The organism is Brevundimonas sp., assembly GCF_023259385.1.
GTDB lineage: Bacteria > Pseudomonadota > Alphaproteobacteria > Caulobacterales > Caulobacteraceae > Brevundimonas.
This window is the reverse complement of sequence record NZ_JAHFPF010000079.1, coordinates 1-12,982: the sequence shown is the minus strand read 5'-3', so window position 1 is coordinate 12,982 and position 12,982 is coordinate 1. Positions and strand designations below refer to the sequence as shown.

The following is a 12,982-nucleotide window of genomic DNA, read 5'->3' as shown; positions in this document are numbered from 1 at the left end:
CTTGCCGGCGCCGCCGGTCAGCGTGTCGTTGCCGCCGCCGCCCACGAAGGTGTCGTCGCCGCCGCCCGAGGTCAGGACGTCGTCGCCCGATCCGCCGGTGACCACGTCGCCCTCGGTGTCCTGGCCGGTGATGGTGATGGTGACCGTGGCGGTGTTGCCGTTGGCGAGGGTGTAGCTGAAGGTGTCGGTCGCCGTCTGGTTCGGCGAACCCGATGACGGGCCCGGAATGTACGCGAACGCCCCGTTGGGATCGTAGCTGTAGGTCCCGTCGGCGTTGAGCGTCAGCAGGGCGCCAGACGGCAGGGTGATCTGCATCCCGACCGACGCGGCCGAGCCGTTCACGGCGCTGACCACCAGGGCGGGACCGTCCACGTCGCTGTCGTTGGCGAAGACCGTGCCGCTCACGGCGACGGTCTCGGCGGTGATGTTGACGTCGTTCACCGCGACGGGGGCGTCATTGACCGCGCTGACGGTGACCGTCGTGCTGACATTGACGGCCGTGAGATTGGAGCCGCCGCCGTTGTCCGCGATCGAGACCACGGTCACGGTGCGGTCGCCCACGGTCGGGTTCTGACTGGCGTTCCGATAGACGAGCGCGTCCAGGATCTGCTGCGCGTGGGTGTTCGAGCTGATGCCGACGATGATGACGTTCAGCACGCCCGCCCCGCCCGAGGTCACCTGCACCATCACGGCGCCGCCCGGCGCGGGCTGGATGAAGGGGCTGCCGGCGACCAGGTTGATGGGCACGCCGGACAGGATCAGCTGCTCGTCGAGGCCGTCGGAAACGCCGCTGACCTGCAGGCGCAGCGTCAGTTCCTGGCCGCTTTCGGGATTGGTGACAGTCACTCCCGAGAACAGGTCCGCCGAGGCGCCGTCCTCGACGAAGGTCGTGGTCGTGCCGGTCAGGCTCAGTGTCGGGGCGTCATTGACGCCTGCGACGGCCGAAGTGCCGGCGCTGGTCACGCTGTTGGCGAAGCCCTGGCCGTCGGTGTAGCTGGTGATCACGCGGATTACGCCGCCTACGTCGGCGTCGCCCAGGGTGTAGGTCGACTGGTCGGCCCCGACGTTGACGAAGCCGGATCCGGTGTTGCGCTGCCATTGGTAGTGCAGCGTGCCCAGGCCGTCGGCGTCGGCGAGCGTCGAGGAATCGGCGGTCAGGACCTGGTCCTCGGTCGCCGTGCCGGTGATCGAGACGCCGCCCGTGGGCGCGTCGTTGATGGCCGCGATGGCCGCGGTGCCGGCGCTGGTCGCCGATTCCGAGAAGCCCTGGCCGTCGGTGTAGCTGATGACCACGCGGACCACGCCGCCCACGTCGGCGTCGCCCAGGGTGTAGGTCGCCTGGTCGGCCGCGCCGATGGAGACGAAGCCCGAGCCGGTGTCGCGCTGCCAGTCGTAGTGCAGGGTGCCCAGGCCATCCACGTCGGCCAGGGTCGAGACGGCGGTCAGGACTTGGTTCTCGGTCGCCGTGCCGGTGAGCGAGGCGCCGCCGGTGTGCGGATCATTGACCGCCGCGATGGCGGCGGACGCCGCCGAGGTCGCCGATTCCACCGTGCCGCCGGCGTCGGTGTAGTAGATGACCACGCGGACCACGGCGCCCACGTCGGCGTCGCCGAGGGTGTAGGTCGACTGGTCGGCGCCGACGTTGACGAAGCCGCCGCCGGTGTCGCGCTGCCATTGATAGTGCAGGGCGCCCAGGCCGTCGGGGTCCGCCAGGGTCGAGACGGCGGTCAGGACGCCGTTCTCGCTGGCCGTGCCGGTGATCGCGGCGCCGCCGGTGTGAACGTCGTTGGCCGCCGTGACGGTGACGCTGGTCGTCTGGGTCGTGCTGGTGCCGCCGTCGCCGTCGGTCAGGACGATGGTGACCGTGCGAGTCGCGGTGTTCGGCGCGTCCGAGGTGTTGTTGTACTGCAGCGCCCGCACCAGGGCCTGCGTCGCCGCCGGGGTGGCGTCGGTATCGAGGGTGATGACCAGGGCCACGCCGCCGGTCCCGCCGGTGAAGGTGCCGATCTGCACGCCCTGATACAGGATCGCCGAACCCGAGACGCCGATCTGGCCGGCCCCGTTGCCGATGTTGGCCACGCTCAGCACGTCCTGCCCCGCCTGGCCGTTGGCGGTGATGGTGACGGTCAGGGTGCCGGTGTCGAAGTTCAGGCTTTCCGCGTCCGCCACCGTGGCGTTGCCGCCCACGTCCAGCCGGACCGGCACGTTCTCGGTGTGCGCGGCCGTGTCGCCGTTCAGGTTGGTGAAGGTCGGGGCCGTGTTGCTCGACGCCGTGGTGAAGTTCAGCGTCGTGGGGTTGAAGATGCCCGCGAACACCGCGCCCTCGGCGTCGGCGAAGGTCTCCTGGTCGATCAGGATGTAGTAGTTGGTCAGGCCCGCCAGGGTGACGGACGGGTCGATCGTCCAGGTCGTGCCCGAGCCGGTCACCTGGGCCGAGCCGATCGAGATGGTCTCGATCAGGATGCCGTCGCCGCGGTAGATGTAGATGTTGCCGTTGCCCTTGGTGACGCTTTCGCTGAACGTCAGGGTGATGTTGGCGCCGGGGGCCACGCCCGTGCCGTTGTCCGACGGGGTGGTGGCGGTCAGGCGCGGCGGGGCGCCGTTCTGGCGGTACAGCACCAGGCCGCCGCCGGCCTGGTCGCGGTCGACGATGTCCACGTCGCCGTCGCCGTCGATGTCCACCGCGGTCCAGGTGGTCAGCTGCTGGGCGGTCAGGTCCAGCCCCTCGAAGGGCGTGCCGGTCAGGCTGGTGAAGTTGGTGAAGGACCCGCCGTCATTACGGAAATAGCCGAAGCCGGTCCCGGCGGTGTTGCCGTTCTGGTAGATGGCGTCGGTGTCGCCGTCGCTGTCGAAGTCGCCGAAGATCATGCGGGCGTCGAAATTGCCGATGTCGGCCAGCGGATCCGCCGTGCGGACCATGGTCCCGCCGTCGTTGCGGTACATCACCTGGGTCGTGCCGCGATCCAGGATGTCCATGTCGCCGTCGTCGTCGATATCGACCACGAAGGTGGAGGTGGTGATCTGCAGGCCGGTGAAGACGACGCCGGTGAAGGGCGTGCCCGCCGCCGCGGCGTTGGTGAAGTTGGTGAAGCTCAGCCCGCCGTCGTTGCGCAGGAAGCCGATGCCCGATCCGGCGGTGTTGCCGTTCTGGTAGAGGGCGTCCACGTCGCCGTCGCCGTCGAAGTCGCCCCAGACCATGCGCTGGTCGAACGAGCCGGTGTCCGGGATCGGATCGGCGATGCGGGTGAAGCCGGCGTTGCCTTCATTCCGGAAGAAGGTCGTGCTGTTGGATGTGCGGTCCAGGATGTCCAGGTCGCCGTCGCCGTCGAAGTCCAGGATGAAGAAGTTGGCCGGGCTGATCTGACGGCCCGACAGGTCCACGCCCTGGAAGATCGACCCGGCGGCGGTGGCGTCGGTGAACGTGACGAACGTCCCGTTGCCGTTGTTCCGCATGTAGCCGATGCCGGTGCCGGCGGTGTTGCCGTTCTGGAACAGGATGTCCAGGTCGCCGTCGCCGTCGAAGTCGCCGAAGATCATGCGGCTGTCGAAGGCGCCGGTGTCGCCAATGGGATCGGTTACGGTGGACCAGGTCGTCGGCATATAGGTGTCTCCCCCTGAAGACGGGCGCTCATGAAGCGCCGTTATGCATTGGCGTCGTCGCCGACGCTAGGTACTCTTACCTAAACCTTAAGAGGGCCGGGCAAGCAACCTGAGATTATGGCGAAGCTAACTTCGAGCAGAAAACTCGCCAACGAGGCGACTGGAGGATGATCGCCAGTCAAACGCAGCGTCGGCGGAGCATCGATCAGCCCCGCATCATGCATAGAACTCTGCGCACCGGTATCGTCAGGGTTGATGAGGCCGTCGTGATCGGGGACGCCTCGGCCGGGCCGGGCGATGGCCGCTGACGGGCGACCGCTCCGGATTCCCGTCGCCCCGTCCCCCGCGACCTTGCGACGGCCGGGCGGGGTCTGTACGGCGGGCAAAGGTCCGAGCTTCAGGGGACGGCGGGAGCCGGACCCGAATACGGCGGGTCCGGGGTTTTTTCCCCGTCCGCGTTGACTCGGCGGACCCCTTCCGTATATGTCGCCGCTCTTCGCCCGCCGGGGGTCCCCGCCGGGCGCTATTCTTTTTGCGTTTACGCTGAGGCTTCAACATGTACGCGGTGATCAAGACCGGCGGCAAGCAGTACCGGGTCCAACCGGGCGACGTGATCGTGGTCGAGAAGCTCGACGGCGACGCTGGCGCTGCCGTCAACTTCGGTGAAGTCCTGATGCTGGGCGGCGACAAGGGCGTCACCCTCGGCGCCCCGCTGATCGAAGGCGCTTCGGTCGCCGCGACGCTGGTCGAAACCCGCAAGGGCGAGAAGATCAAGATCTTCAAGAAGATCCGTCGTCAGGGCTACCGCCGCACCAACGGCCACCGCCAGATGGAATCGGTCCTGCGCATCACCGGCATCGAAGGCGCCGGCGAGAAGGCCAAGTGGGACGGCGAAACCTCGCTGATGACCAAGCTTGAGATGAACGCTCGCGCCCGTGGCCTGGCCCCGCGCGTCGAGGCGACCGAGGAAGCCGCTCCGGCTCCGAAGGCCGCCAAGGCTCCCGCGGCCAAGAAGGCTCCGGCCAAGAAGGCCGCCGCCGCCTCGACCGACGAAGCGTAAAACCAACCCCGCGTCCCTTGCGGCCGCGACTGTGATAGAATGACGATGTCAGGCGCCTGAGGGCGCCGGACGCGAAGCTGAAGAGAGTTACGATGGCTCACAAGAAATCAGGCGGTTCGTCGCGTAACGGTCGCGACTCCGAGTCGAAGCGCCTCGGCGTGAAGAAGTTCGGCGGCGAGCGCGTGCTGGCCGGCAACATCCTCGTGCGTCAGCGCGGCACCACCTTCCACCCGGGCGAGAACGTCGGCCTGGGCCGCGATCACACCCTCTTCGCCACCGTGCACGGCGCCGTGAAATTCACGAAGAAAGCCAACGGCCGTTGTTACGTGTCGATTCTTCCGGCGAACGACACCGCCGAACAGGCCATGGCCGCCGAGTAACGCGATACGGAACATCACCCGGATCGCGAAGGCTCAAGAGCCGCGATCCGGACCAGGGAAATTTTCCGCGGGGAGTCTGGATCACCAGGCTCCCCGTTTTCGTTCCCCCGCCTCGAACACCGCCCGAGCCCTCCAAGGAGGCGGTGAGTTCCGAATGAGGCGTGTCATGTGCGTGATCGAACCCTCTCCCGTCGTCGAGACCCGGCGCCTGGCCCTGCGCAGCCCGCAGGCCCAGGACATCAGCCGTCTCACGGCCCTGGCCAATGACGCCGACATCGCGCGGATGACGCTGCGCATGCCGCATCCCTTCTCGACGGCCGACGCCGAGGCCTTCGTGCTGGCCGTCGCGGGCCAGGATCCGGCCCGCGCCCGCACCTTCCTGATCGACCACGAGGACCACGGGCCCGTCGGCGTGATCGGCCTGTTCGAGGACGGGGATATCGGCCCGGAGGTCGGCTACTGGATCGGCCGCCCCTACTGGGGCCGCGGCTACGCCACCGAGGCGCTGGAGGCGGGCGTGGTCTGGGCCAGCCGCAACTGGCGCCGCCGCGCCCTGGTCGCGGGCCATTTCGACGACAACCCCGCCTCGGGCCGCGTCCTGGAAAAGGCGGGCTTCCTGTACACGGGCGAGGTCCGCAAGGGCTTCAGCCGCGCCCGGAACGGGGAAGCCCGTACGCGCCGCATGGTGTGGCTGGCCTAGCAGGCGCTTTCTCCCTCCCCTCGTGGGGAGGGATGTCGGCGCGCAGCGCCGACGGGGCGGGGTTCGTAAGGGCGGAAGCGCCGCTCCCCACCCGACCTCGGCTCGCTCGGCCACCCTCCCCAGAAGGGAGGGAGAAGCCTGCGCGAAGGGCCAGGCCGCGTCGGGTCGGGAGGTCCCCGAAGGGGCCGGCGGTCCGCGGCCCAACAAAGAAAGCTCTTCGGCTTCAGCCGAAGAGCGTCGGCCCGAACACCGCCGCCAGGGCGATCGCGCCGCCGGTCACGGCCACGACGGCGCCGGCGATGAAGGCGACCAGGGTGCGGGCGCTACGCTGACGGCGCAGGCCGCCGGTCTTCACGCCGCGCAGGATGACGAACGGCTTGGGACCGAAGACCTCGGACCCGGAAATATTGTGCTGGGACATGACGCTCCCCCTCGACTACGCCCGGACGGGCGGGGCGAAGGAGCGGGCCGCAGAGGGCGAAACAATGGCGAACGCCGATCACCCACACGTCTGTGATCGGACGAACATTGTCAGGCGTCTAGCTTAGCCGCACCAGACCAGCCGACCGCTGTAGGCCCGATAGTAGCCGCTGCCGGGGTCGTAGGAGCGGTAGGTCGCCCGGCACCAGTCGATGCGGCGCCCGTCCCGGGAGCCTCCCGCATAGCCGCCGCGATAACCGCCGCCGGGGAAGACCACGTCGGGCCGCCCATAGGCGCCCTCATAGGCCGTGCCCCCCTGATTATGCCCGCCGTAGCCATAGCCGCCGTAGTACTGCGAGCCGTAGCCGCGGCGCGGATGGTAACCGTGACTGCCGTAGCCGTAGCCGTAGCGGCCGGAGTCGTATCCGTAGCCGTCGCCGTACCGGTAGCCGGCCAGCTGGCGATAGTCGCTGCGGGCCTGCGGGCTGACGCGGCGGCGCTGGTCGCGCCAGCGGTCGCCGCAGTCGTCGCGGCTCGCGTCCCAGAACCGGTCGCAACGATAGTCGCCCGGCCGGTCCAGCTGGCTGCGCCAGTCGAAGTTCGACGGCACGGCGTTCGAGCGGTAGCGCGGCGTGTAGTAGCGGCTCCCGCCGTCCGGATCGTAGCCGCCGTTATAGCCGCTGTTCCCGTACTCATGGCCGTAGCCGCCGGCCCACGACTGGGCGGCGGCGGGGGATGCGGCCAGGGCCAGGCCGGCCGCGGCGATCAGGAGGGAGGCTCGCATGGTTAATTCTCCGAAGCGGCCCGATACGCGGCCTCGAAATACGGCGTTGGAGGCACTCAGGGCAGGGTGACGGCGATCCGTCCGTTACGCGTCTCGACGTGACGCATCAGCACCACGCGGTCTCCCCCGGCGCTGACCGGGGCGATGATGAACCAGCCGCCCGCGGGCAGGCCGACGAAGTCGAAGGTCCCGTTCCGGCAGGTCTCCGAGCGCACGAAGGAGCGGTAGTCGGCGTTGGGATCGGCCACGGTCCGGGCGCGCACCACGGCCTCGGGCAGGGCGGCGCGGTCGGTCGAGCCGTACAGGGTCCGGAACCGGGCGCGGGTATAGGGGGTGTCCGGCGTCAGGGCGACCGAGCCGGTGCAGCTGAAGACCTGGCCGTCGCGGCGATAATCAACCCGGCCCTCGATGGCCGCGCGGCCCGAGGTGCTGGACCAGGCGAAATCATCGGCGCGGAACGCGGCCGGTCCGGCCGGCGCGACGGGGCCCATGGGCACGGTCTCGCAGCCCGCCAGCACGGCGGCTGCGGCGGTCAGGGCGGCAAGGGGCAGAAGGGACCGGGCGGTGGACATGGGCTCTCTCCGGGCGGGTGCGGGTCGAACGCCCGATCAGACGCTCAACGCCGCCATAAGGTCAAGGTTGCGACCTCTTGGACCGTGGTTCACAAGCGCGCAACAAACCGGCGCGAGACCGGCTATAGGGGACGCTCATGACAGTGACGTTTGACGATATTCTGGCGGCTCGGGACCGGATCGCCGGTCAGGTGGACCGCACGCCCGTACGCTATTCCCGCCGCCTGTCGCAGCTGACCGGCGCCGAGGTGTGGATCAAGTTCGACAACCTGCATTTCACCGGCAGCTTCAAGGAGCGCGGGGCGCTGAACCGCCTGCTGCAGCTGACGCCGGAGGAGCGCAAGCGCGGCGTGGTGGCCGCCAGCGCGGGCAATCACGCCCAGGCGCTGGCCTATCACGGCGGCCGCCTGGGCGTGCCGGTGACCATCGTCATGCCCGAGGGCACGCCCTTCGTGAAGGCGGACGGCACGCGGGCGCACGGCGCGACCGTCGTCATCAAGGGACTGGATTTCTCGGGCTCCACCGAAGAGGCCCACCGGCTGCGCGACGAGGAAGGCTTCGTCTTCATCTCGGCCTTCGACGACGAGGGAATCGTCGCCGGCCAGGGCGTCTGCGGCCTGGAGTTCATGGAGGACGCGCCGGACCTCGACGTCCTGATCATCCCGATCGGCGGCGGGGGGCTGATCGCCGGTTCGGCCATCGCGGCCAAGGCCATGAAGCCGTCGATTCGCATTTTCGGGGTCGAGGCGGCGATGTACCCCTCGTTCAGCGCCAAGCGGCGCGGCGAGGCGCCCAGATGCGGCGGCCAGACCATCGCCGAAGGCATCGCCATCAAGGCCGTCGGCGACATTCCCTTCGCCCTGGCCGAGCCGCTGATCGAAGAGGTCCTGGTCTGCCAGGAGGCCGATTTCGAACGTGGCGTCTCCTATCTGGCCACCATGGAGCGGACCGTCGCCGAGGGCGCGGGCGCCGGCGGGCTCGCGGCCATGCTGGCCTATCCGGACAAGTTCAAAGGGCTGAAGGTCGGCATCGAGCTGACCGGCGGCAATATCGACGCCCGCATGTTGGCCGTGGTCCTGAACCGCGAACTGGTGCGCGAGAAGCGGCTGATCGTCTATCGCATCCTGGGCGACGACCGCCCGGGCATGCTGTCCAAGATGAGCGCCGTGATCGGCGGCCTTGGCGGAAACATCATCGATGTCGTGCACAACCGGCTGGCGCTGGACGTGCCGGCCAAGGGCGCGGAGTTCGACATCATGGTCGAAACCCGCGGCGAAGCGCATGCGGAAGAAATCAGACAGGGACTTGAAGGTGCGGGTTATGAACTCCGGATGGGCTAGGGGCGTCGCCGTCCTGGCCATGGTCGCGGCCCTGGCCGCCTGCAATCGCGCGCCGGACACGGGCGGCGCCGACGCCGAGGCCAATCTGAAGGCCGGGCAGGCCTTCATGGAACGCAACGCCAGGGCTGAGGGCGTTCAGACCCTGCCCGGCGGCATCCAGTACAAGGTCCTCCAGTCCGGTCCTCCGGGCGGCGAGAGCCCGGACAGCAATGACCTGGTGCGCGTCGAGTACGAGGGCACCCTGACCGACGGCACGGTCTTCGACAGCAGCTATGAGCGCGGCCAGCCGGCGGTCTTCACCCTCGGCACGGTCGTCGCGGGCTGGACCGAGGCGCTGCAGCACATGAAGGTCGGCGACGAGTGGATCGTCTACCTGCCGGCCGACAAGGCTTACGGCGACGCCGCCAAGCCCGGCATCCCGGCCAACAGCGTGCTGGTCTTCCGCCTCAAGCTGTTGGCCGTCGCCCGCGCCGAGGGCGGCGAACGGGTGGTCGGCGTCACCGCCAACGCCTAACGGCCGGGGAGTCGGGACAGCGCCCATTCGGCCGCATCCCGCACCACCGGCGCGGGATCGTTCAGCAAGGCTTCGGCCGGGCCGATCAGGTCGGCGTCGCCGCTGTTGCCGATGGCGTACAGGACATTGCGCACGAACCGGTCGCGGCCGATGCGCTTGACCGGGCTCTTCGAGAAAAGGGCCCGGAAGGCGGCGTCGTCCAGCGCCGCCAGATCCGCCAGCCGGGGCGAGACCAGGGCGTCGCGCGCCTGCACCCGCCCTTCCTTGGCCGCCGCGGCGAACTTGTTCCACGGGCAGGAGGCCAGGCAGTCGTCGCAGCCGTAGATGCGCCCGCCCGTCGCCGCGCGGAACTCCTCCGGCCAGGGACCCGCGAACTCGATGGTCAGGTAGGACAGGCACCGCCGGGCGTCGAGCTGGAACGGCGCCGGGAAAGCGTTGGTGGGACAGGCGTCCAGGCAGGCGGTGCAGGTGCCGCAGTGCTCGCCCTCCGGCGGGTCGGGCTCGAACGTCGTGGCGCTCAGGATGACGCCCAGAAACAGCCAGTTGCCGTGGCTGCGCGACAGCAGGTTGGTGTGCTTGCCCTGCCAGCCCAGCCCGGCGCGCTGGGCCAGCGGCTTCTCCATCAGCGGGGCCGTGTCGACGAAGACCTTCACCTCTTCCTTGGTGCGGGCGGCGATCTGGCCCGCCAGGGTCTTCAGCCGGCCCTTGATGACCTCGTGATAGTCGTCGCCGCGCGCATAGACCGAGATGTAGCCGGCCGACCGGTCTTCCAGTTCCGGCAGGGGATCGTGCTCCGGGCCGTAGTTCAGGCCCAGGACGACGGCGGTCTTTGCGCCGTCCCACATGGCGGTCGGATGGGCCCGGCGCTCCAGCGTCGTCTCCATCCACCCCATGTCGCCGTGACGCCCCGACTCGACGAAATGCGCCAGCCGCTCGCCCGCGCTCCACGGCTCGGACGCCGAGGCGAACCGGCAGACGTCGAAGCCCAGGGCGGCGGCGCGCTCGCGAATGAATTTACGGGGATCGGCCGCCATGGACGCTATCTCACACACCGCTCATCCCGGCGAAAGCCGGGACCCAGTCCTGTCCAGCGTGACGCCGGCATTTCAGGACCGGCGATGACGCATGCCCTGCAGAGGCGGATCACCCAGAACACTGGGTCCCGGCTTTCGCCGGGATGAGCGGAGATCTCAGAAGTCGAGGTCGGCGTAGTGCGCCGCCGCGGCCACCCCTGGGAAGCGGTCCGTCAGCAGGGGCCGGAAACAGGGGCGGGATTTCAGCTTCATGTACCAGGTCTTGAGCGCCGGATAGTTCGCCCAGGCGATCTCGCCGAAATAGTCCAGGATCGACAGGTGGGCGGCGGCGACGATGTCGGCCTGGCTCAGGCGGCGTCCGGCCAGCCAGTCGCGTTCGGCCAGCAGGCCTTCCAGCATGGTCAGATGGCCGCGCAGCGCCTCGCGCCCGGCGCGCAGCTGGCGTGCTTCGGGCGGGCCCAGCCGCAGCAGGGGCTTCTCCATCCGCTCGTGCAGCAGGACGGCGTCGACCTCGTCGGTGAAGCGGCGGTCGAACCAGCCGACCAGGCGCCGGGTCTCGGCGCGCTCGAACGGATCGGCGGGGACCAGGAAGGGCTCGCGGTCGCGGTCCTCCAGCCAGCCCAGGATGGCGGCCTGCTCGCACAGGGTCAGGACGCGGTTGTTGGCGGTGGTCTGCAGCACGGGCGTCATGCCGGACGGGTTCAGGGCGCCGACGGGGCAGTCCGGCTCCCACGGGCGCACGGCGTTCTCCTCGAACGCCACCTTGGCTTCGCCCAGCGCCAGTCGCGCGGCGCGCGAGACGGGGTCGAAGGCGAAGTGAAACAGGACGGAGACCGACATCCCGCACTCCATGCGCCCAAGCCCGTTAAGCGGGCGTTAGTCATCGCGTCAGGACCACGGGCCTTTTTGCCCCGTCGCCTGTGTCGCGTCCGGCTCCACCGGTCCGCGCGGGTCGGGATGGATCAGGATGTCGGCGTGCGGCCACAGGGCCAGCAGGCGCGCCTCGGCCTGTTCCAGGATGTCGTGGGCCTCGGCCAGGGTCAGGGTCGGCGCCATGTCGACGTGCATCTGGATCGTGGTCACCGGCCCCGACTGGCGTGTGCGCAGCCGGTGCACCCCGGCGATGCGCGGGTCGGACAGGATGGCGCTGGTGATGGCCACGCGGTCGGCGTCCGAGGTCGCCCGGTCCAGCAACTGGTCGGCGGCGTCCTTCAGCACGGCCGTGGCACCCCAGAACAGCCAGACCGCGACCACCAGGCCGGCGGCGGCGTCCAGCCCCGGCGCCTTCAGGAACGTACCCGAGATCACGCCGATCAGGACCACGGCGCTGGCCGCCAGGTCGGAGGCGTAGTGGGCGCGGTCGGCGGCCACGGCGACCGAGCCGCTGGCCTTGATCGCCCGGCTCTGCCGCCAGATCAGCCAGACGGTCAGCGCCATGGAGATCAGGACCACGCCGACGCTCCAGGTCCCCGACGTCACCGGGCGGGGATCGAACAGGCGCTGGATGGCCTCCCAGCCGATGAAGACGCTGGAGGCGAACACCAGTCCGGCCTGCACCAGCGCGGCCATGGCCTCGCCCTTGCCGTGGCCGAAGCGGTGCTCCTCGTCCGGCGGGGCGGCGGCCCAGCGCACGGCGAAGAAGGTGGCCAGGGAGGCGATCAGGTCCAGCGACGAATCCGCCAGCGAGGCCAGGATCGAGACCGACCCCGAGGCGCCCAGGGCGAAGGCCTTCAGCGCGATCAGCACGACCGCCACGCCGACCGACAGGCGCGTGACGCTGCGGGTCGCGGCGTGGGCGTCGTCGAGGGAGGAGGCGGTCATGACGCCTTGTCGCGGAAACCCGTGACCCTGCCAAGGCGCCGTGCGCGTACCGACGTTAGCGTGTTCGTCACGAAAGGGTCCCATGGTCGCGTCCCATTATGGTTTCCGGGCGCTGAACAGCCGGGGGAGACAGGCATGGACACGTCCGGCGAGCGCTGGATCGGGCGAGGCGAGGCGCTGGATCGTCTGCGGGTCAAGGCCCAGACGCTCTACGCCTATGTCAGCCGTGGCCGCATCGCCGCCCGTCCCGACCCGAACGATCCCCGCCGCAGCCTGTATGCCGTCCGCGACATCGCGCGCCTGACCGGCGATGCGGTCGACGACGGCGACGAAGCGCCGCGGACGGCCGAACGCGGCCCCGCCGCGCGCGGCCAGGCCGATCTGGAATCCTCGGTCAGCGTCGTCGCCTCGGGCCGCCTGTTCTATCGCGGCCTGGACGCGGTCCAGCTGTCCGCCACGGCGACGCTGGAGGACGTGGCCCGCGGCCTGTGGGGCGCCCGGACCGCCAATCCCTTCGCCGAGATCCGGCCCCGCGTGGGCGTGACGCCCGGCGGATCGACCCGCGCCCGCCTGTTCACCGCCCTGTCGCGCCGCGCCGAGGAAGACGCCGACGCCAAGCCGCGCACGCCCGAGGCCCTGCGCATTGAATGCGCCCGCGTGCTGGACGAGGCGGTCGACGCCGTCGCCGGCCCGGGGCCCCGCCTGTTCCTGCACCAGCGTCTGGCCCGCTTCTGGAAGGCGCCCGAGCGCGACGCCC

12 protein-coding genes and 1 pseudogene are annotated in these 12,982 nt (G+C 69.8%); 6 read left to right on the top strand and 7 right to left on the bottom strand.

Going from position 1 to position 12,982, the window contains the following annotated elements; genetic code table 11:
* The coding region (locus Q0C81_RS07910) for an FG-GAP-like repeat-containing protein (protein ID WP_291836077.1) at positions 1–3,600 on the bottom strand (3,600 nt) is incomplete at its 3' end.
* A gap of 556 nt (positions 3,601–4,156) precedes the next feature.
* On the opposite strand from Q0C81_RS07910, the gene rplU reads away from it, so the two are divergent.
* The 3 genes from rplU (at position 4,157) to Q0C81_RS07895 (ending at position 5,740) form a co-directional block, all read left to right on the top strand.
* Positions 4,157–4,660 (top strand): 50S ribosomal protein L21, encoded by a 504-nt coding sequence (gene rplU / locus Q0C81_RS07905; protein ID WP_291836075.1) that lies wholly within the window; start codon positions 4,157–4,159, stop codon positions 4,658–4,660.
* Between the two features lie 92 nt (positions 4,661–4,752).
* Positions 4,753–5,040, top strand: coding sequence for a 50S ribosomal protein L27 (gene rpmA / locus Q0C81_RS07900; protein ID WP_291836072.1), 288 nt, complete (start codon positions 4,753–4,755; stop codon positions 5,038–5,040).
* Positions 5,041–5,206: 166 nt separating this feature from the next.
* Positions 5,207–5,740, top strand: a complete 534-nt coding sequence (locus Q0C81_RS07895) for a GNAT family N-acetyltransferase (RefSeq protein ID WP_291836070.1) — start codon at positions 5,207–5,209, stop codon at positions 5,738–5,740.
* A gap of 223 nt (positions 5,741–5,963) precedes the next feature.
* Here the strand turns inward: Q0C81_RS07895 and Q0C81_RS07890 are convergent, their stop codons facing one another.
* From Q0C81_RS07890 to Q0C81_RS07880, 3 genes are all read right to left on the bottom strand, one after another.
* Complete coding sequence (locus Q0C81_RS07890) at positions 5,964–6,161, bottom strand: hypothetical protein (protein ID WP_291836067.1); 198 nt, start codon at positions 6,159–6,161, stop codon at positions 5,964–5,966.
* A gap of 123 nt (positions 6,162–6,284) precedes the next feature.
* Positions 6,285–6,944, bottom strand: coding sequence for a hypothetical protein (locus Q0C81_RS07885; protein WP_291836065.1), 660 nt, complete (start codon positions 6,942–6,944; stop codon positions 6,285–6,287).
* 56 nt (positions 6,945–7,000) lie between these two features.
* Positions 7,001–7,516: a hypothetical protein gene (locus Q0C81_RS07880; RefSeq protein WP_291836062.1), complete on the bottom strand. Its 516-nt coding sequence runs from the start codon at positions 7,514–7,516 to the stop codon at positions 7,001–7,003.
* Between the two features lie 137 nt (positions 7,517–7,653).
* Here Q0C81_RS07880 and Q0C81_RS07875 point away from each other — a divergent pair, with 137 nt between their 5' ends.
* Together Q0C81_RS07875 and Q0C81_RS07870 are read left to right on the top strand one after the other, a co-directional pair.
* Positions 7,654–8,856: a threonine ammonia-lyase gene (locus tag Q0C81_RS07875; protein WP_291836059.1), complete on the top strand. Its 1,203-nt coding sequence runs from the start codon at positions 7,654–7,656 to the stop codon at positions 8,854–8,856.
* A complete protein-coding gene (locus Q0C81_RS07870) occupies positions 8,837–9,370 on the top strand; it encodes an FKBP-type peptidyl-prolyl cis-trans isomerase (RefSeq protein ID WP_291836056.1) in 534 nt (177 codons plus the stop codon). Before Q0C81_RS07875 ends, Q0C81_RS07870 begins: the two co-directional genes overlap by 20 nt.
* Here Q0C81_RS07870 and queG read toward each other — a convergent pair.
* The 3 genes from queG to Q0C81_RS07855 form a co-directional block, all read right to left on the bottom strand.
* On the bottom strand, positions 9,367–10,404 hold the full coding sequence (gene queG, locus Q0C81_RS07865) for a tRNA epoxyqueuosine(34) reductase QueG (RefSeq protein ID WP_291836053.1): 1,038 nt from the start codon (positions 10,402–10,404) through the stop codon (positions 9,367–9,369). The genes Q0C81_RS07870 and queG overlap by 4 nt on opposite strands.
* A gap of 156 nt (positions 10,405–10,560) precedes the next feature.
* Complete coding sequence (locus tag Q0C81_RS07860) at positions 10,561–11,244, bottom strand: glutathione S-transferase family protein (protein WP_291836050.1); 684 nt, start codon at positions 11,242–11,244, stop codon at positions 10,561–10,563.
* 48 nt (positions 11,245–11,292) lie between these two features.
* A complete protein-coding gene (locus tag Q0C81_RS07855; RefSeq protein ID WP_291836047.1) occupies positions 11,293–12,225 on the bottom strand; it encodes a cation diffusion facilitator family transporter in 933 nt (310 codons plus the stop codon).
* 135 nt (positions 12,226–12,360) lie between these two features.
* Here Q0C81_RS07855 and Q0C81_RS07850 point away from each other — a divergent pair.
* Positions 12,361–12,982: pseudogene (locus tag Q0C81_RS07850) on the top strand (citrate synthase); the annotation flags it as partial.

What these genes read in the sequence shown, in the direction of transcription:
- rplU (WP_291836075.1), top strand. Translation starts at nt 4,157, where the DNA reads ATGTACGCGGTGATCAAGACCGGCGGCAAGCAGTACCGGGTCCAACCG.
- rpmA (WP_291836072.1), top strand. Translation starts at nt 4,753, where the DNA reads ATGGCTCACAAGAAATCAGGCGGTTCGTCGCGTAACGGTCGCGACTCC.
- Q0C81_RS07895 (WP_291836070.1), top strand. Translation starts at nt 5,207, where the DNA reads ATGTGCGTGATCGAACCCTCTCCCGTCGTCGAGACCCGGCGCCTGGCC.
- Q0C81_RS07890 (WP_291836067.1), bottom strand. Translation starts at nt 6,161, where the DNA reads ATGTCCCAGCACAATATTTCCGGGTCCGAGGTCTTCGGTCCCAAGCCG.
- Q0C81_RS07885 (WP_291836065.1), bottom strand. Translation starts at nt 6,944, where the DNA reads ATGCGAGCCTCCCTCCTGATCGCCGCGGCCGGCCTGGCCCTGGCCGCA.
- Q0C81_RS07880 (WP_291836062.1), bottom strand. Translation starts at nt 7,516, where the DNA reads ATGTCCACCGCCCGGTCCCTTCTGCCCCTTGCCGCCCTGACCGCCGCA.
- Q0C81_RS07875 (WP_291836059.1), top strand. Translation starts at nt 7,654, where the DNA reads ATGACAGTGACGTTTGACGATATTCTGGCGGCTCGGGACCGGATCGCC.
- Q0C81_RS07870 (WP_291836056.1), top strand. Translation starts at nt 8,837, where the DNA reads ATGAACTCCGGATGGGCTAGGGGCGTCGCCGTCCTGGCCATGGTCGCG.
- queG (WP_291836053.1), bottom strand. Translation starts at nt 10,404, where the DNA reads ATGGCGGCCGATCCCCGTAAATTCATTCGCGAGCGCGCCGCCGCCCTG.
- Q0C81_RS07860 (WP_291836050.1), bottom strand. Translation starts at nt 11,244, where the DNA reads ATGTCGGTCTCCGTCCTGTTTCACTTCGCCTTCGACCCCGTCTCGCGC.
- Q0C81_RS07855 (WP_291836047.1), bottom strand. Translation starts at nt 12,225, where the DNA reads ATGACCGCCTCCTCCCTCGACGACGCCCACGCCGCGACCCGCAGCGTC.